This is a genomic window from Pseudoalteromonas rubra, from assembly GCF_005886805.2.
Lineage (GTDB): Bacteria > Pseudomonadota > Gammaproteobacteria > Enterobacterales > Alteromonadaceae > Pseudoalteromonas > Pseudoalteromonas rubra_D.
In genome coordinates this window covers 2,446,181-2,463,074 of the sequence record NZ_CP045429.1, presented here as the reverse complement: position 1 = coordinate 2,463,074, position 16,894 = coordinate 2,446,181, and the positions used below count along the sequence as shown (strand labels likewise).

Sequence of the window (16,894 nt, the reverse complement as noted above, 5' to 3'; positions counted from 1 at the left end):
AGCTTAAAATGGTAATAAGCTATAACTCAAAGAAATAACAAAGTTTGCCCCATTGCAAGCGAGAGCCGATGGATCGGCATGAAATTAGACTAATGGCTAAGGAAACAGGGTGAACAGCCAGCAAGGAAACCGTTATCAAAAGTAAGCGGATGGGATTAGGAAGATTATTCAGGTAAAAAACAAAAAAGCGCCGGCACTCATAGAGTGATCGGCGCTTGTATTCGACCTGGAAAGTTAGGCCAGATCTTCTTTGGTATCTACGTGCTCAGCTTTGTGCTGCTGTGCAATCTCTTCACTGAGTTCCTGTTTAGAGCGTTTCTCAGAAACACGCCTTGCCGTTAACCAGTAGAAGAATAGGGGCAGGAAGAACACTGCCAGGAAGGTTGCAGCAAGCATGCCGCCCATGACCCCGGTACCTACACTATGACGTGCACCCGCACCAGCGCCTGAGCTCAATACCAGAGGTACTACGCCCAGAATGAAGGCCAGCGAAGTCATAATGATAGGGCGAAACCTCAGCCGCGCTGCTTCCAGTGCAGCTGCTGCCGGGCTCCAGCCTTGCTGTGTTTTCATCAGCGCGTACTCAACGATAAGAATGGCGTTTTTACTGGCCAGACCCAGTAAGGTGACCAGGCCAATCTGGAAATAAACGTCATTGGTTAAGCCTGCAACCCAGATGGAGATAAGTGCACCAAAGGTACCAAAAGGTAGTGCCAGTAACACCGAAATAGGCAGAGACCAGCGCTCGTAAAGTGCCGCGAGGATTAAAAATACCATCACAACAGCCAGTCCAAGTGCCAGGCCAGTTGTGCCTGAGCTGCGCTTTTCCTGATAAGCAGAGGCTGTCCATTCAAAGGTCATATCCGGAGGCAGAACCTGTTTTGCGATACGCTCAAACTCTGCAATGGCCTGACCAGAGCTGTATCCCGGCGCTGCATTACCCATCAGCTTAACAGCAGACAGGTTATTGTAACGTTGCAGGGTTTCCGGCCCTCGGCTGTACTCAATGTCAGTAAATGCTGAGATAGGCACCATTTCGCCACGGTTGTTTTTCACATAGATACGGCCAACGTCTTCTGGCGTCATACGGAATTCTGCCTCGGCCGATAACAGCACTTGCCAGGCTCGGCCAAATTTATTGAAATCATTGACGTAATAATTCCCCAGATTGGCAGCCAGCGCGTTGAATGCTGAGTTGATATTCACGCCCATAGCACGAGCCTGCTCCCGGTCCATGTGAACTTTAAGCTGCGGTGCATCCGGACGCCACAGTGTCTGAATACCCGCAAGTATCGGACTCTTTTGTGCTTCGCCCATTAGCATTTGCATGCCTTGCTTGAGACGTTCAGGGTCTGTACCCGCTTTGTTTTGCAGGTAAACCTCAAAGCCTCCGGTGGTGCCCAGGCCGAATATAGCAGGGGGGTTGAAGGCCAGAACCAGCGCTTCATTGATCCCTGCGGTCTTCATAAATAACTCGCCAACCAGTGATTTTGTGTCGATTTCGCGCTCATCCCAGTGTTTTTGTGTGATGAACAGCGTTGCGGCACTGTTTTTGTAACCGCCACCAATAAAATCAAACCCTGTAAAAGCAACCACGTTTTCATTGGCCGGATTAGACTGGGCGGCAGCAACGACTTCCTCAACTACTGCAGCAGTGCGCTCCAGTGACGAACCATCGGGCAGGAACACCGCGGCGATGTAGAAGCCCTGATCTTCATCCGGAACCAAAGAGCCTGGAGTTTTTTGCCATATAAACATGGTTGCGCCGACCATAGAGGCCATCAGCACCACACCAAGCAAGCCACGTCTTATCATAAAGCTCACGGAGCCCACATAACGGCCGGTGACGCGCTGGAACCAGTTATTGAACCACAAGAAGAAGCCCGCGGTTTGCTTGTGCTCATGCTTGAGGATCATGACACACAGCGCCGGGGTCATCGTAAGCGCGACCACACCTGATAAACTGACGGATATGGAGATGGTAATCGCAAATTGTCTGAACAACTCACCCGTTAAACCACCCAAAAAAGCGATAGGGACGAACACTGAGCATAATACCAGCACAATAGCGACAACAGGGCCGCTTACTTCCTGCATCGCTTTAATGGCCGCTTCACGAGCATTAAGGTGTTGCTCGTGCATGATCCGCTCGACATTTTCCAGTACCACGATGGCATCATCAACGACGATACCAATAGACAGCACCATACCGAACAGTGTTAGGGTATTGATGGAATAGCCGAGCATATACAGTCCGGCAAATGTGCCCAATAAAGAAACCGGGACTGCCAGAGTCGGAATTAAGGTGGCGCGCCAGTTTTGCAGGAACAGGTAAACGACCAAAAATACCAGTACCATGGCTTCAACCAGAGTAATTAGAACTTCACGAATGGACACTTCCACAAAGCGTGTGGTGTCGTACGGAATACCATGATCCAGGCCAACAGGAAATTGTTGACGAAGCTCTGCTATCACGGATTCTACTTCGTTCGCTACATCCAGTGCATTGGCACCCGGTTGTAAAAATACGCCCAGCAGTACGGCATCTTTACCATTAAAGGTACCGGCAAAATTGTAATCTTTGGAGCCCAGCTCAACACGCGCGACATCTTTAAGACGCAGGGTAGAGCCATCCGGGTTTGCGCGAATGATAATGGCTTCAAATTCTTCAGGCGTAGATAAACGACCCTTGGCGGTTACGCTGTATACTAACTCCTGAGGTTGACTGCTGGTTGGTGTGGCACCTATGGTACCCGCCGCATACTGTGAGTTTTGTTCACGAATAGCTGCGGTGATCTCTTCAACAGTGACACCAAGCTGGCTCATGAGGTCAGGGCGGATCCAGACACGCATGGCGTAATCTTTGGCACCGAATATTTGAACGCTGGTGGTGCCGGGGATACGTTTAATACGGTCCAGGATATTCATGGTGACGTAGTTTGATGTCCACAAGCTGGAACGCGTCCCATCCGGCGAATAAAACGCATGAACCTGTAAGAAGCTGGATGAGCCTTTCGCAACAACCACACCCTGACGGCGTGTCTCTTCCGGTAAGCGCGCTTCAACTTGTTTTACCCGGTTGTTGACGTCTACTGCAGCCTGATCAATATCGGTGCCTATCTCAAACGTCACTGTGATAGTGGTTGTGCCAGAGCTGGTACTGGTTGACTCCATGTACATCATGCCCTCAACGCCGGTGATGGCATTTTCTATCGGAGCTGCCACTGTCTGCTCCAGGACATCGGCAGATGCGCCAGGATAAAAAGCTGTTACCTGAACCTGAGGCGGTGCGATCTCCGGGTACTGAGCGATAGGCAAGGTACGCATTGCGGCCAGACCTGCCAGTACGATGACTATTGAGATCACAAAAGCAAAGATCGGGCGATCAATAAAATACTTAGAGAACATACGATTATTCTCCTTCGCCGCTCACGCTAACTGGCATTCCTGGGAAGAATATGCGCGCCATACCTTCAACGATCACAGGCTGGCCAGGGGTCAGGCCCTGTCGTATCACCCACATGTTTTTGCCATCCAGGTTGACCCATTCACCTACCTCAACTGGCGCAGGCAGCGCAACGGTCATGCCTTGTTCGTTTTCAGTAGCAAGATAGACAAATTTACCTGTGCCGTTATCTAATACGGCACGTTGCGGCAGCACAATGGCGTCATTGCGCACTGCACCGGACAGACGAACGCGGACGAACTGACCTGGACGCAGCTCACCATCCGGGTTGTTGATCCGGGCCTGTAATTCACTGGTACCAGTAAAGCGGTTTACCCGGACATCCGAGAAATCGACTTTGCCTGAATGCGCATAGACAGAGCCATCCTGAAGCACTATGGTGGCATTAAACTCATTATTCTTAGGCAGGCTCAGTGTGCCATTTTCAACATCCTGTCGCATTGCTAGCTGCTCTCGCTCTGAAAAACCAAAACGTGCCCGCATCATGCCGGTATCGGTGAGTTCACTTAACAAGACTGTCGGCCCGGAGACATAGCTGCCCTGAGATACGAATTCTCGACCCATGATCCCTGAGACAGGCGCTTTAACCTGGGCATACTCTAAGTCCAGTTGTGCTTCACTGAGAGCCACTTTGGCAGAGTCCAGGTTAGCGATGGCAACTTCATATGCAGAAACGGCGTTATCAAAATCGCGTTTTGAAACGGAACGTTCATCTTTGAGTCGCTCAAGTCTGTCTTTTTCACGCTTTGCCTGGGCCACATTCGCTTTTGCGGCATTGAGATCGGCTTCTGCTTTGTCTCGTTCCAGCTGTAAGGGGCGAAGCTCAATGGTAAATAAAGAACGTCCCGCTTTAACGTACTGGCCTTCTTCAAAGTTACGCGACTCAATGAGCCCGGATACACGCGCTCTGATCTCAACTTCTTTATCACCGGCCAGAGTGGCTGGCAGTTCGATATTGAACGGCACACTCTGGGTTGTGACCTTGTTGATACTCACTTGCGCAGGTGGCATGGATTGACCACCCTGGCTTTGAGGTGCCTCTGAGCAGGCAGAAATAGCTAGTGCAGACAGTACCGCTGTTGCCAGGCGTACTACACGACTGCTGTTATGGGCTGGATACATGTACACTCCAAATCCTGATTAAAATTTTTTATTCCTGAGTAGAGACGAGTATGCCTCTCTTTTATTGGGTTTTCTTTTGCATTTGCTCGCTGGCGTGGTTAAAAACCATTCAAGTAAGTGTAGCACTGCTTTTCGACTTGCGTGTGCCGCATCGTCATTGCGAGGTTTTGCTTTAATGCCAGTGAATACCTTGTCGTGCTTCGCACTGTTTACACCAAAACAGAACGAACCGAATGAATAAAAAGCACTGTTTATTGCCTATGAGCGTGATTTATCAGCAGGCTGCACAGTGCTGAGATAGTTCGACAATAGTGCAAGTATACGCAAGTGTATACTTTATTTGTTTTAAGGTAAACGATGCCGTGTACTTTTTTGAAGTTGTGTATACGCATGTGTTTACTTTAATATTGGACCTTTTTAAGTTAAACTACTGTTAATTTCAAACTGATGACCGAGTTAATGACCCAGCTTACTGAAAAACAACAAGCAATATTAAGCGCAGCGGTAGAAGAATTTGCACAACGGGGTCTACAGGCGACCACAATGGAAGCGATATGCAGTGCTGCCGGGGTTTCCAAACGCACTTTATATAAGCATTACGCAACGAAAGAAGCCCTATTTGATGCCGTGGTTATTTCGCTAATTGAAAGAATACAACCGATTACGACCATTCAGTTTATCCCTAACTATGATTTTGAAGTGCAACTAAGACACCTGGCTGACAGTGCCGTGTCTTTACTGTCGGATGAAGACTACATCAAGCTATCCCGCATAGTGATGATCGAGTCTATGCGTTGTCAGGCGCAGGCAGACAGGCTCAATAGCAAGTTCAGTCAATGTGAAGCAGCCATGAGTCTGTGGTTTGAAGAGGCCTCGAGGGCAGGCTGCCTGGGCACTTTCTCAGCGCCATTTGCCGCTGCTTTTTTTTGGGGCGCATTGAAGCGGCTGACGTTTTGGGATCAGGCGATCCGCTGGCAGGCGCCCCTGGCTGAAGCGGATCTGGATGCTTTTGTCGATCAGGCCTGTCAGTTGTTTTGTGGTGGCATAAAATACGTCACGCAACAACCGACCTGAGCCACCGGGCTGTTGTTTATTCAACGCCAATAAAACCGCCGGTTTGATGTGCCCACAGCTTGGCGTAAATGCCATTCTGTGAGAGCAGCTCATCATGTGTACCTTGTTCAACAATTTGGCCTTGATCCATTACTATCAGTCGGTCCATTTGTGCAATGGTTGACAGGCGATGCGCAATTGCAATCACGGTTTTGCCCGTCATCAGGCTGTCTAAACTATCCTGAATTGCCGCTTCTACTTCGGAATCCAGAGCCGCAGTTGCTTCGTCCAGAATGAGAATCGGGGCGTTTTTAAGCAGTACTCTGGCAATGGCAATGCGCTGGCGTTGTCCCCCTGATAGTTTAACACCGCGCTCACCAACCTGAGCATCAAGCCCCGTGTTACCTTCGTTGTCTTCAAGCGATTTTATGAATTCACGTGCTTCGGCTTTGTCGATGGCTTTGAGTAAGTCTTCCTCACTGGCATCGGGGCGGCCATACAGTACATTGTCCCGCACACTGCGATGTAACAGTGCGGTATCCTGTGTCACCATCGCTATGTGCGCGCGCAGGCTTTCCTGATCGACCTGCGAGATGTCTTGTCCGTCTATTTTGATGGTGCCTTGCTGAACGTCGTAAAAGCGCAGTAGTAAGTTTACCAAAGTCGACTTTCCTGCACCCGAACGGCCCACAATGCCGATTTTTTCGCCCGGTGCAATCGTCAGGCTCAGCCCCTGAATAACGGTATGCTGCTCCGATTGCTGCTGGCGTTTGTAGGCAAAGTGCAGATCGTTAAATAGGATTTCGCCCTGAGTTACGCTCAAGGCCGGGGCATTGGGCTGATCCTGGACATCCAGTGGTTTGGATAAGGTATTTTTACCGTCGATGACGGTACCGATGTTTTCGAACAGGCTGGATACTTCCCACATGATCCACTGGGACATACCGTTCAGACGCAATGCCAGGGCAATGGTAATCGCGATGGCACCGCTGCTGATCGCACTGAGTGACCACAGGTAGAGCGAGCCGGCCGCAACACTAAAGACCAGTAGGAAGTTCAGTGTTTGTATGCTGACATTCAGTTGCGTTGCCAGTCGCATTTGGGCATAGACGGGTTCAATAAACAAATTCATGCTGTCACGGGCATAAGTTTCTTCCCGTTTGTTATACGAGAACAGTTTAACTGTGGTGATATTGGTATAGCTGTCGACTATGCGGCCGGTCATTTGCGAACGTGCATCAGCCTGCTTGCTGGCTACCTGTTTGAGTCGAGGAACAAAATAAAACTGCATGCCGATATACAAAGCCAGCCATATCAGTAAGGGGATCATCATTCTCATATCACTGTCGCTGACCAGTGCGAGCATGGCACCAAAATACACAACGACGTAAACAAGCACGTCCAGCAGTTTCATCACTGCTTCGCGGATAGCCAGCGCTGTTTGCATGACTTTGGTTGCAATGCGTCCGGCAAATTCGTCCTGATAGAAAGACACACTTTGCTTGAGCAAATAGCGATGTGCCAGCCATCGAATAGCCATTGGGTAATTACCCAACAAACTTTGATGTAATATTGCGCTGTGAAAAAACACCAGGCAGGGCAGGCCAATGAGCGTAATTGCGGCCATCATGGTGAGTTCCTGACGTTTCACTTCGAATAACTCGGCAGGCGGATATGCTTGCATCCAGTCTACCAGCGTGCCCATAAAGCCAAATAACATGACCTCCAGTGTGGCCAAGATAGCAGCGCTCAGTGACATTAGCAGCAGTGGCAACTCCATTCCTTTCGTGTAAAACCGGCAAAATGCCAGTAATCCTTGGGGTGGCTGTGTTGCCGGGCGTGACGGGAATGGTACGGTGAATCGTTCAAACAACTTAAGCATAGTGCCTCCTGCATGATGACAGTGCCGAAATGACCCTGCAAGTCGATGGGGTGTGCAAACCTAGCTTGTTCATAAAAAGCACACACCAAACGTACTTTATAACTCAGAACCTGTATTAAAACCAAGTGACAATTAGAAAAAGTGAAAGGGGAGAATGTGTTAGCTGGTTATACAAAGAAAAAGCCCGGCACATTCGCCGGGCCAATAATTATTCTGCCGGCTCGGCGTCTTCATGACCGTAAGTTTTACGCATAATGAATACGTAGGCGTTGTGAAACGCTTGTTCCTGATACTTTTTCAGGCCAGTATCGGCGAAGTCAACAGGCACAGGGTTACGTTTAAGCTGTTCTTTCACTTCCGTAGAAGACAATAACTTCACATCAGTGCCGTCAATAAGCTGGAGCGCGGCTTCCATTTTAAAGCCCGCTGCGCTGCCAGCAAACTTACCTTTGTGGGCACGTTGGCGGATGGCTATAGAGTCAATTTTGTAATCTTCTACCAGTTTGGCAAAATCGAAGTGGAATTTGCGCATTGCCTCTGTGTCCTGGCCAATATTGCCAAGTGTAAAGCGAGTCTGGCGAATATCGCGAATATCAAAAACGTCTTCTTCTTTGCTCAGAAGGCACAGCAGGGCCTCGCTGCCGGTAATCTCTACACCGAGTGTTCTCATTGTTGGTTTCCCATTAACTGGTCAAATAAATCGTTATAAGTAAGGATCATATCACAGCTCATCATGACCGAGAACTTATTGCAGTATCATTTCGATGGCGATGGCCGCGTGATCGGAATAGCGAATGTCTTCTTCGTCTCGTTTGGGGTCTAAGTGCGACGCGTAGTTATGATACGTGAGACGCCTTACCTTGCTCTGCTCAAGGTTTGGATTGAATTCTTTGGAGGCGAGAATGTAGTCAAGCGTATTGCCCACTCCCTGATAATAATGTGTGGGGGGTTTTTGTCCGAAACTGAGTTGGTTATCGGCCAGACAAAAACTGTCGAACAGCCCGACGCTGTTAAAGTCCTGGTGGATGGCGCTGGTTGGGAACTGTTGTGTCATAAAAGACAGCGCAGGACTGGCAATGTGATCGTTAAAATCGCCCATCACCAGTGTCGCGGCGCCTTTTTCGCGCTGTGTCTTCAGTGCATCATAATAGACAATAGAGGCTTCGAGTGAGCGGGATATTTGTGATTGCATGGTGCCAACCGTTTGATGCAATAAAGTCAGAAGAGGATCCTCCTGAGGAGTGTTGCCCAGCATGTGGGCCATTGAGTGAACTCGCTGGGATTTAAAGTGTACGGCATAAACGGTTGTCAGGCCTAAGCCAGGCAGCTCGAAGCTACATTTTATTGGGGTCCGGTTAAACTTAAATTGATGCTGATTGTTGAGGTATTCCAGTAATTCGGGGCACGGTTCCAACGGGGTAAAGCTCTTAAACGGGAATTTGCTGGCAATGGCGACAATGGGATTGAACAGCACATTTGGGTAAACCAAGTCCGGTTTTGGGGTGTCAACGGTTGCGAAATAAGGCAGTCCCAGATCTTCACACAAGGTGGCCAGTGTCTCGGGGCTAAATACCTCCTGAAACACAATTACGCTGGGGTCCATATGTTGGATCAGGCCCGTAATGAACTGTGTTTTGGTCAGCCATTGAGTGTCGTTATACGATTCTTCCAGCTGGTAAAAAGAATAGGGCGGCGCAGCAAAGTTCAGCAAATTAAAAGATGCAAACTTGTATGAGTGTTTCTGTGCCATGGTTTTCCCCGTCATTTTAGCCAAAATCCCTGCTTAATCTTAGTCTTTTCCTTGCAACTCGTCACGTGAGCGTTCACAATGGGCGCTGCGTTTGAAAGTCCCCGGACACCGACAGTATACCACTGTTCAGCCAATGCTTATTCGTAAAAGTGTTGATGGGCATCAAATTTAAAACAATTAACTTAAACTAGTACATGTGATGCGTTGTAGGTGTCACCACTGTAAGTAGGAATTATCATGCCAGTAATTACTCTCCCTGACGGCAGTCAGCGTATATTTGAAAACCCGGTTACAACTTTAGAAGTCGCTCAAGACATCGGCCCTGGTTTGGCTAAGGCCACCATTGCAGGTCGTGTAGACGGTGTGCGTGTTGATGCCTGTGATCCGATTGAACAGGATGCACAATTAGAAATTATCACAGCCAAAGATGAAGATGGCTTAGAGATCATTCGTCACTCTTGTGCTCACCTGATCGGCCATGCGGTTAAACAGCTTTTCCCTGAAGCGAAAATGGCGATCGGCCCGACCATAGATAATGGTTTTTATTATGACATCGATATGGAGCACTCGCTGACCCAGGAAGACCTCGATGCCATCGAAAAACGTATGCTTGAGCTAGCCAAAACCAATTACGACGTTGTTAAAAAGAAAGTAAGCTGGCAAGAAGCGCGTGATGCGTTTGAAGCGCGTGGCGAGACCTATAAGATGGAAATCCTGGATGAGAACATTGAAAAAGATGATCGTCCGGGTCTGTATCATCATGAAGAATATGTTGATATGTGTCGTGGTCCACACGTACCAAACATGAAATTCTGCCACCACTTCAAAATCATGAAGGTGGCTGGCGCATACTGGCGTGGTAATGCCGAAAATAAAATGTTGCAGCGTATCTACGGCACAGCGTGGGCTGATAAGAAACAGCTGAAAGCTTACCTGAAACGCCTTGAAGAAGCCGAGAAACGCGATCACCGTAAAATTGGTAAAGCGCTTGATTTGTGGCACTGGCAAGAAGAAGCGCCGGGCATGGTCTTCTGGCACAACGATGGGTGGAGCATCTATCGTGAATTAGAAGAATTCGTGCGTGAAAAGCTACGTGAATATGCATACGAAGAAGTTAAAGGTCCGCTGATGATGGACCGTGGCTTGTGGGAAAAATCAGGTCACTGGGACAAGTACTCGGATGCGATGTTCACCACTGAGTCTGAGAAGCGTGAGTATGCAATAAAGCCAATGAACTGTCCTGGCCATGTTCAGATCTTCAACCAAGGTCTGAAGTCATACCGTGATCTGCCGCTGCGTATGGCAGAGTTTGGCTGTTGTCACCGTAACGAGCCATCAGGTGCATTGCACGGCCTGATGCGTGTGCGTGGTTTTACTCAGGATGATGCGCACGTCTTCTGTACCGAAGAGCAGGTAATGGATGAAGTATCCGCCTGTATCAATATGATCTATGATACCTATTCGACGTTCGGCTTTGAGAAAATTGTTGTAAAGCTCTCAACGCGTCCTGAGAAACGTATCGGTGATGACGAAATGTGGGACAAGGCTGAAGAAGCACTGGCTGATGCACTAAAAGCAAATGATATCGAATTTGGTTATTTGCCGGGCGAAGGTGCATTCTACGGCCCTAAGATCGAATTTACTTTGTATGACTGTCTTGAGCGTGCTTGGCAATGTGGCACAGTGCAGCTAGACTTTGCTTTACCGGGCCGTTTAGGCGCGACTTATGTAGCGGAAAATAATGAACGTAAAACGCCGGTGATGATCCACCGCGCCGTGTTAGGGTCAATAGAGCGTTTCATCGGTATTTTAACCGAAGAGTACGCAGGGTTATTCCCGACCTGGCTTGCGCCGAAGCAAGTGGTGATCATGAATATCACCGACAAACAGGCAGACTATGTGCACGAAGTTGTACAAAAACTGAATAAACTGGGAATAAGAGCCTGTGCTGACTTGAGAAATGAAAAGATTGGCTTTAAAATCCGCGAGCATACTTTAAAACGTATCCCTTATCTGCTTGTTGTCGGTGACAAAGAAGTTGAACAACAAGAAGTAGCGGTAAGAACGCGCAAAGGTGAAGACCTGGGCAAGTTCTCTGTAGATGATTTCATCGCTAAAATCAGCGAAGAGATTAAAGACAGACGTTAATTTATAGTAAACCTGTGCGAAAGGCTTATCACTTAATTCAAATCGCTTTTCGCACAATATATTTTTGACTTTTTGGAGGAACGTACCATTAGAGGCGGCAAAAAAGGGCAAACTACTGCTCAGAAAAATCGTATCAATGAAGAAATATCAGCAAAAGAAGTTCGCTTAATTGACGCTGAAGGCGAGCAGGCGGGCGTAGTTTCTATTAGAGAAGCAAGAACGCTTGCAGAAGAAGCCGGCCTGGACCTGGTTGAGATCAGTCCAAATGCAGAGCCACCAGTCTGTAAAGTAATGGACTATGGTAAGTTCCTTTTTGAAAAAGCAAAACTACAAAAAGAACAAAAGAAAAAGCAAAAACAGATCCAGGTTAAAGAAATCAAATTCCGTCCTGGCACGGACGAAGGCGATTATCAGGTTAAACTGCGTAACCTTCGCAAATTCCTTGAAGCGGGCGACAAAGCGAAAATCACCATTCGTTTCCGTGGCCGTGAAATGGCTCACCAGGAAATTGCCATTGAAATGCTTAATCGTTTGAAAGCCGATCTGGAAGAAGTGGCTCAGGTAGAGTCATTCCCGAACCGGGTTGAAGGTCGTCAAATGATTATGATGATGGCACCTATTGCGAAAAAGTCTTAAGCAAGGCATAATACGCGCCGATTTAACGATCGACAGAATTTAACTCAGGTTTAAAGTGCGTCAGCCACCTGAGTTAACCGGTACCTAAGTAAAGGCCACATGTGGCCTTTCACCGGAATTAGGGTGCATACCAGGCCAACAAAGTGATGTTTATCATCCGCCTGCTTGCATAACGTTAACGCAATATCATTTGGAGTTATTGCAATGTCTTACAAACTAAAGACACACAGAGGTGCTGCTAAGCGCTTCAAAAAGACTGCTTCTGGCGGTTTCAAGCGTAAACAGTCGCATCTTCGTCACATTCTGACTAAGAAATCTTCTAAGCGTAAACTTCACCTACGTAACAAGACTATGGTTCATAAGAATGACCTGGGTCTTATCAATCGTATGTTACCATTCGCTTAATAGAGGATATCAGAAATGGCAAGAGTTAAACGCGGTGTTATCGCACGTGCACGTCACAAAAAAGTATTAAAGCAAGCTAAAGGTTACTACGGAGCGCGTTCACGCGTTTATCGCGTAGCTTTCCAGGCAGTAACTAAAGCAGGTCAATACGCTTACCGTGACCGTCGCGCTAAGAAACGTACTTTCCGTCAACTATGGATTGCACGTATCAACGCTGCTGCACGTCAAAACGGCCTTTCTTACAGCCGTTTCATCAATGGCCTTAAAAAGTCATCTGTTGAAATCGATCGTAAGATCCTAGCTGATATCGCAGTATACGACCAGGTAGCTTTCGCAGCACTTGTTGCTAAAGCAAAAGAAGGTCTTGCAGCTTAATTCCATATTAAGTTAAGCGATTGAAAGAAAAGGAGCCTATGGCTCCTTTTTTTGATCCTATCTATTTTTGAGCAAAATTTTGTCCAGCCAGGTTGAGCTAAGCAAGCGCTTAAGATATCCCATTAAGTAGGTCGGGAAGGTGACGTAATACCTTGGCTTTGCACGTTTTGCTGTCAGTGCATGCACGAGCTTTTCGTAGACTGCATCAGGCCCTAAGGTAAACTTTTGAGGTGCAGACTGCGCATTCAGTCGTGCTAACTGTGCTTCGTATTCCGCTTTATGTGCACTGCTGTTTATTTCAATATGTTGTTCAAACGCAATGCGCGCATTACGACGAAAATCAGATAAGACAGGGCCAGGCTCTATCAGGCTTACCTGAATATTTGACCCATTTAGCTCCATGCGGAGTGTATCTGTAAGCCCTTCCAACGCGAATTTACTGGCATTGTAGGCGCCGCGGTAGGGCAAAGCGACAAGTCCCAGAACGGATGAGTTTTGAATGATTCGGCTGTCGCCGCCATGGTTTCTCATATGGGCAACTGCCATGCGCGTCAGGGTATGCCAGCCGAACAAATTGGTTTCAAATTGTGCGCGTAAAACCTCGGTTGGTAAGTCTTCTACCGCGCCGGGCTGACCATAAGCGCCGTTGTTAAACAGCGCATCGAGCTTTCCGTCGCACAGCGCAACAGCCTCATCAAACCCCTTTTTGATAGACGCTTCATCCGCCAGATCCAACAGGATGCAGGGTATGCCATCAGCTTCAAAGCGCGTCAAGTGTTCAGGATTGCGCACCGACGCCACTACTCGAAACCCACTGTGATGAAGCGCTTTGGCGCAGTAATGGCCAATGCCGGTGGAGCAACCTGTGATTAAAATCGATTTTGTCATGTGTTTATCCATGTTTTTTCGCAGTGCCAAAAGTTAGCTCGCGATTAACTGTGAATTTTTGTAGAATCACCGCACATTGTAAGTTGTTAATTTAAATATTGATATAATCATTATATTGATAGATAAAAATAAAGATTGTTTATGAATTTAGGCATTGTTTTGCTAAGTGCAACAGTAAATCTGAATAGTCATTTACCACCGCTGCAAGACTGGCAGGGAAAAAGTGTCGACCTGATGCAGGAGCAGGGACCACTCACCACAGATTTTGAACTGAGCAAGGGTCTGGAAAGTCCGGACTATGCAAAAACGATGGCATTTATCGACCGCCTGGTCGCGGCGAATCCAACTCAGTTTAAGGCGGTTACGATAGGGAAGAGTAATGCAGGCCGCGATATTAAAATGTTGATTGCGTCTCAGGTAAATCAGTTCAGTCCAGCTATGTTGAAAAATAACAACAAACCGACATTGCTGGTCCAGGCTGGGATCCACGCGGGCGAAATAGACGGCAAAGATGCTATGTTTATGCTTTTACGCGATATAGCGACGGGCAAACGGCGTGATGTGCTCAACAAGGTTAATATTCTGTTTATTCCCGTGCTGAACGTCGATGGTCACGAGAGAAGAAGTGCCTATAACCGCATAAATCAGCGTGGCCCTGCGACGATGGGTTATCGCACCAATGGGCTCAATCTGAACCTCAATCGTGACTACACTAAGCTTGACACGCCAGGTGTGCGAGCTGTTATGCAAGTGATCAATCAATACCAGCCCGCTATGTATCTTGACTTGCATGTGACGGATGGCGCTGACTATCAATATGATATTACCTATGGGTTTAACCCCAGCTTTGCCAGTGAGTCGCCCGCTGTTGCTAAAGTGCTGGAGCAGCATTTTACGCCTATGATAGACGAAAAACTTCGCCAGCAAGGCCATGAGCCAGGCCCTCTGGTGTTTGTAATGGATAAACGAGACTTTAAAAAAGGGCTCGCAGGCTGGGTGGCTGGCCCGCGGTTTTCAAATGGCTGGGCAGATATTAAGGCACTGCCGAGCATATTGTTAGAGAATCATTCTCTAAAACCTTATAAACAACGAGTACTAGGTACTTATGTATTTGTTGATGGCGTCATTGATGCATTGTCTGAGCATCATCAGGCATTAGCTAAAGCGGTTGAAACAGAGAAACATTTTGTGCCGGATGAGTTGGTTGTTGAACGCAGCTATGCTGAAAAACCAGCACTGATAACATTTAAAGGTATTGCCTATAAACGCTTCAAAAGTGCGTTATCAGGTCAAATGGAAGCCAAATATCTTGGCGAGCCAATGTTGTATGAGCAACTCCCCGTTTACTGGCAAAAAGAAGTAAAGGTTAAAGTGAAAGTGCCCAGTGCGTTTTACATTCCGCCTGCTTATACCAATACTGTGGAAAAGCTTAAACTCCATGGGGTTACCGTTGAGCAGCTGAATACTGATGTATTGGCTGATGATTTGGTTCAGCTTGCGATAACCTCATATCAATTTGCAGACACCCCATTTGAAGGGCGTTTTCGTGTTAGTGCCGAATTTGAGCAGCAGGCAGTGTCGACATCCCTGAGCCTGTCGGGCTGGTATCGAGTGTCAACTCAGCAAGCCAATGGAGAGCTGGTAACCCATTTGCTACACCCTCAAGCACCTGACTCGTTTTTCGCCTGGGGGGATTTCCCTGGCGTGTTCCAGCGCACTGAGTACGTTGAAAATTATGCGCTTGAACCTTTCGCCCGGAAAATGTTAAAAGACAATCCGGCAATGGCACTGGCGTTTGATAAAAAAATCAGCGAGGATAAAGCCTTTGCGAAAGATCCAAAAGCGAGAATGGAGTGGCTATATCAGCGTACGCCATATTATGATCAGGCTTATCTGAAGTATCCGATACTCATGTCCTTTAAGGAAAAATAAATGCAGGTAATCACCATACCCGTCACACCATTTATGCAGAACTGTCGGATTATTTGTTGTCCTGGCACAGGTCTGTGCGCAGTGGTTGACCCGGGGGGCGATGTTGATAAAATATTGTCTGTTATAAAGGAACGCACCCTTAAAGTTGAAATGATTTTGCTTACGCATGGGCATCTTGACCATGTTGGTGCCAGTGAGGCGTTATCCGAAGCTTTAGGGGTTGATATTGTCGGGCCACAGCGCGAAGATAAGTTTTGGTTTGATGCATTACCTATGCAAGCGCAGATGTTTGGCTTTGCACCGCAGGCCTCGTTCTTTCCCAGACGCTGGCTTGAAGACGGCGAATGCGTTGAACTTGGCGAGCTGAAATTGGAAGTGCGCCACTGTCCCGGACATACGCCGGGTCATGTCGTGTTTTATGAGCCACAGAGTGCAACTGTATTGGTTGGTGATGTGTTGTTCAAGGGCTCAGTCGGCAGAACAGATTTTCCAAAGGGGGATGCGGCATTGCTAAAACGTTCTATCGAAACTCAGCTATTCACTTTACCAGAGGCGACTCGGGTAATGAGTGGCCATGGTGAAGATACGTCGATTGGGTATGAGCAGCGACATAATCCTTTTATGAGCGGGCGGTTTGGCTGATAACTGAGTCTATCGGCACTGTATTCATTTAACTAATTAAAAATTAAGAAAAATATGTCATTAAATCAGGTTGATCGTCAAATACTAGCGCTGTTACAGCAAGATGCGAGTTTATCTACGGCAGAAATAGCCGACAAAGTAGGGCTGTCCCAGTCACCTTGTTGGCGTCGTATTGCCAAACTCGAGCAAGATGGTTATATCAAAGGAAAAGTTGCATTGCTGGATGAGAAACAGCTTGGTTTTGATATGCTTGTTTATGCTCATGTTAAGTTATCTAACCATGGCCGTAATAACCTTGCAGAATTCGAAAAATTGATCATGAGTTATGACGAAGTCACTGAGTGCTATACGATGGCAGGCACGATGGACTTTATGTTACGCATTATTTCTCGTGGTATAGAAGGGTATGAGCAATTTGTCAGAGATAATCTGCTCAACCTCGAATATGTTCAGGAAGTTCATTCAAACGTTACAATGACGTGCGTTAAGCGAACCACAGCCCTGCCAATCTGATTGTCATACATCAGACCTGAAACTCAACTATAATGTATCTCATTTGTTAAAAGCGCTGGATTTTGCTAGGATCCAGCGCTTT

General features: G+C 47.5%; 14 protein-coding genes. 8 read left to right on the top strand and 6 right to left on the bottom strand.

Translation table 11 applies throughout. The features are described 5' to 3' along the window. Positions 1 to 234: 234 nt before the first annotated feature. Positions 235 to 3,408: an efflux RND transporter permease subunit gene (locus tag CWC22_RS10665; RefSeq protein ID WP_010387206.1), complete on the bottom strand. Its 3,174-nt coding sequence runs from the start codon at positions 3,406 to 3,408 to the stop codon at positions 235 to 237. Positions 3,409 to 3,412: 4 nt separating this feature from the next. Beyond that, entirely contained in the window at positions 3,413 to 4,588 is a 1,176-nt protein-coding gene (locus CWC22_RS10660) for an efflux RND transporter periplasmic adaptor subunit (protein ID WP_138539203.1), read from the bottom strand. A gap of 459 nt (positions 4,589 to 5,047) precedes the next feature. On the opposite strand from CWC22_RS10660, the gene CWC22_RS10655 reads away from it, so the two are divergent. Next, positions 5,048 to 5,662: a TetR/AcrR family transcriptional regulator gene (locus CWC22_RS10655; protein WP_138539204.1), complete on the top strand. Its 615-nt coding sequence runs from the start codon at positions 5,048 to 5,050 to the stop codon at positions 5,660 to 5,662. Positions 5,663 to 5,678: 16 nt separating this feature from the next. On the opposite strand, the gene CWC22_RS10650 is transcribed toward CWC22_RS10655, so the two are convergent. The 3 genes from CWC22_RS10650 to CWC22_RS10640 all read right to left on the bottom strand — a co-directional run bounded on the left by CWC22_RS10650 (position 5,679) and on the right by CWC22_RS10640 (position 9,273). Beyond that, positions 5,679 to 7,523, bottom strand: coding sequence for an ABC transporter ATP-binding protein (locus tag CWC22_RS10650; RefSeq protein ID WP_138539205.1), 1,845 nt, complete (start codon positions 7,521 to 7,523; stop codon positions 5,679 to 5,681). A gap of 208 nt (positions 7,524 to 7,731) precedes the next feature. After that, positions 7,732 to 8,193, bottom strand: a complete 462-nt coding sequence (locus CWC22_RS10645) for a DUF3010 family protein (protein ID WP_125559756.1) — start codon at positions 8,191 to 8,193, stop codon at positions 7,732 to 7,734. Between the two features lie 75 nt (positions 8,194 to 8,268). Beyond that, on the bottom strand, positions 8,269 to 9,273 hold the full coding sequence (locus tag CWC22_RS10640; RefSeq protein WP_040645231.1) for an endonuclease/exonuclease/phosphatase family protein: 1,005 nt from the start codon (positions 9,271 to 9,273) through the stop codon (positions 8,269 to 8,271). 237 nt (positions 9,274 to 9,510) lie between these two features. Between CWC22_RS10640 and thrS the strand changes: the two genes are divergently transcribed. The 4 genes from thrS (at position 9,511) to rplT (ending at position 12,837) form a co-directional block, all read left to right on the top strand. Then, the gene (gene thrS / locus CWC22_RS10635) at positions 9,511 to 11,421 is read left to right on the top strand and encodes a threonine--tRNA ligase (RefSeq protein WP_125559754.1); all 1,911 of its coding nucleotides are present in this window, start codon (positions 9,511 to 9,513) and stop codon (positions 11,419 to 11,421) included. A 72-nt stretch (positions 11,422 to 11,493) separates the two neighbouring features. Then, positions 11,494 to 12,057 (top strand): translation initiation factor IF-3, encoded by a 564-nt coding sequence (gene infC / locus CWC22_RS10630; protein ID WP_010387196.1) that lies wholly within the window; start codon positions 11,494 to 11,496, stop codon positions 12,055 to 12,057. A gap of 204 nt (positions 12,058 to 12,261) precedes the next feature. Next, positions 12,262 to 12,462 carry a 50S ribosomal protein L35 gene (rpmI, locus tag CWC22_RS10625; RefSeq protein WP_010387195.1) on the top strand — a complete coding sequence of 67 codons (201 nt, stop codon included), beginning with the start codon at positions 12,262 to 12,264 and terminating at the stop codon, positions 12,460 to 12,462. 15 nt (positions 12,463 to 12,477) lie between these two features. Then, positions 12,478 to 12,837, top strand: coding sequence for a 50S ribosomal protein L20 (rplT, locus tag CWC22_RS10620; protein WP_010387194.1), 360 nt, complete (start codon positions 12,478 to 12,480; stop codon positions 12,835 to 12,837). A gap of 57 nt (positions 12,838 to 12,894) precedes the next feature. Here rplT and CWC22_RS10615 read toward each other — a convergent pair whose 3' ends face one another. Then, complete coding sequence (locus tag CWC22_RS10615; protein ID WP_138539206.1) at positions 12,895 to 13,725, bottom strand: SDR family oxidoreductase; 831 nt, start codon at positions 13,723 to 13,725, stop codon at positions 12,895 to 12,897. Between the two features lie 141 nt (positions 13,726 to 13,866). Between CWC22_RS10615 and CWC22_RS10610 the strand changes: the two genes are divergently transcribed. The 3 genes from CWC22_RS10610 to CWC22_RS10600 are packed head-to-tail and all read left to right on the top strand — an operon-like array spanning position 13,867 to position 16,812. Then, a complete protein-coding gene (locus CWC22_RS10610) occupies positions 13,867 to 15,657 on the top strand; it encodes a M14 family metallopeptidase (protein WP_125559750.1) in 1,791 nt (596 codons plus the stop codon). Then, complete coding sequence (locus CWC22_RS10605) at positions 15,658 to 16,299, top strand: MBL fold metallo-hydrolase (protein ID WP_138539207.1); 642 nt, start codon at positions 15,658 to 15,660, stop codon at positions 16,297 to 16,299. A 54-nt stretch (positions 16,300 to 16,353) separates the two neighbouring features. Then, positions 16,354 to 16,812, top strand: a complete 459-nt coding sequence (locus CWC22_RS10600; protein ID WP_010387187.1) for an Lrp/AsnC family transcriptional regulator — start codon at positions 16,354 to 16,356, stop codon at positions 16,810 to 16,812. The last annotated feature ends 82 nt before the right edge of the window (positions 16,813 to 16,894 follow it).

Excerpts from the sequence above, each read along its gene's own strand:
- CWC22_RS10665 (WP_010387206.1), bottom strand. The coding sequence starts at position 3,408 with ATGTTCTCTAAGTATTTTATTGATCGCCCGATCTTTGCTTTTGTGATC.
- CWC22_RS10660 (WP_138539203.1), bottom strand. The coding sequence starts at position 4,588 with ATGTATCCAGCCCATAACAGCAGTCGTGTAGTACGCCTGGCAACAGCG.
- CWC22_RS10655 (WP_138539204.1), top strand. The coding sequence starts at position 5,048 with ATGACCCAGCTTACTGAAAAACAACAAGCAATATTAAGCGCAGCGGTA.
- CWC22_RS10650 (WP_138539205.1), bottom strand. The coding sequence starts at position 7,523 with ATGCTTAAGTTGTTTGAACGATTCACCGTACCATTCCCGTCACGCCCG.
- CWC22_RS10645 (WP_125559756.1), bottom strand. The coding sequence starts at position 8,193 with ATGAGAACACTCGGTGTAGAGATTACCGGCAGCGAGGCCCTGCTGTGC.
- CWC22_RS10640 (WP_040645231.1), bottom strand. The coding sequence starts at position 9,273 with ATGGCACAGAAACACTCATACAAGTTTGCATCTTTTAATTTGCTGAAC.
- thrS (WP_125559754.1), top strand. The coding sequence starts at position 9,511 with ATGCCAGTAATTACTCTCCCTGACGGCAGTCAGCGTATATTTGAAAAC.
- rpmI (WP_010387195.1), top strand. The coding sequence starts at position 12,262 with ATGTCTTACAAACTAAAGACACACAGAGGTGCTGCTAAGCGCTTCAAA.
- rplT (WP_010387194.1), top strand. The coding sequence starts at position 12,478 with ATGGCAAGAGTTAAACGCGGTGTTATCGCACGTGCACGTCACAAAAAA.
- CWC22_RS10615 (WP_138539206.1), bottom strand. The coding sequence starts at position 13,725 with ATGACAAAATCGATTTTAATCACAGGTTGCTCCACCGGCATTGGCCAT.
- CWC22_RS10610 (WP_125559750.1), top strand. The coding sequence starts at position 13,867 with ATGAATTTAGGCATTGTTTTGCTAAGTGCAACAGTAAATCTGAATAGT.
- CWC22_RS10605 (WP_138539207.1), top strand. The coding sequence starts at position 15,658 with ATGCAGGTAATCACCATACCCGTCACACCATTTATGCAGAACTGTCGG.
- CWC22_RS10600 (WP_010387187.1), top strand. The coding sequence starts at position 16,354 with ATGTCATTAAATCAGGTTGATCGTCAAATACTAGCGCTGTTACAGCAA.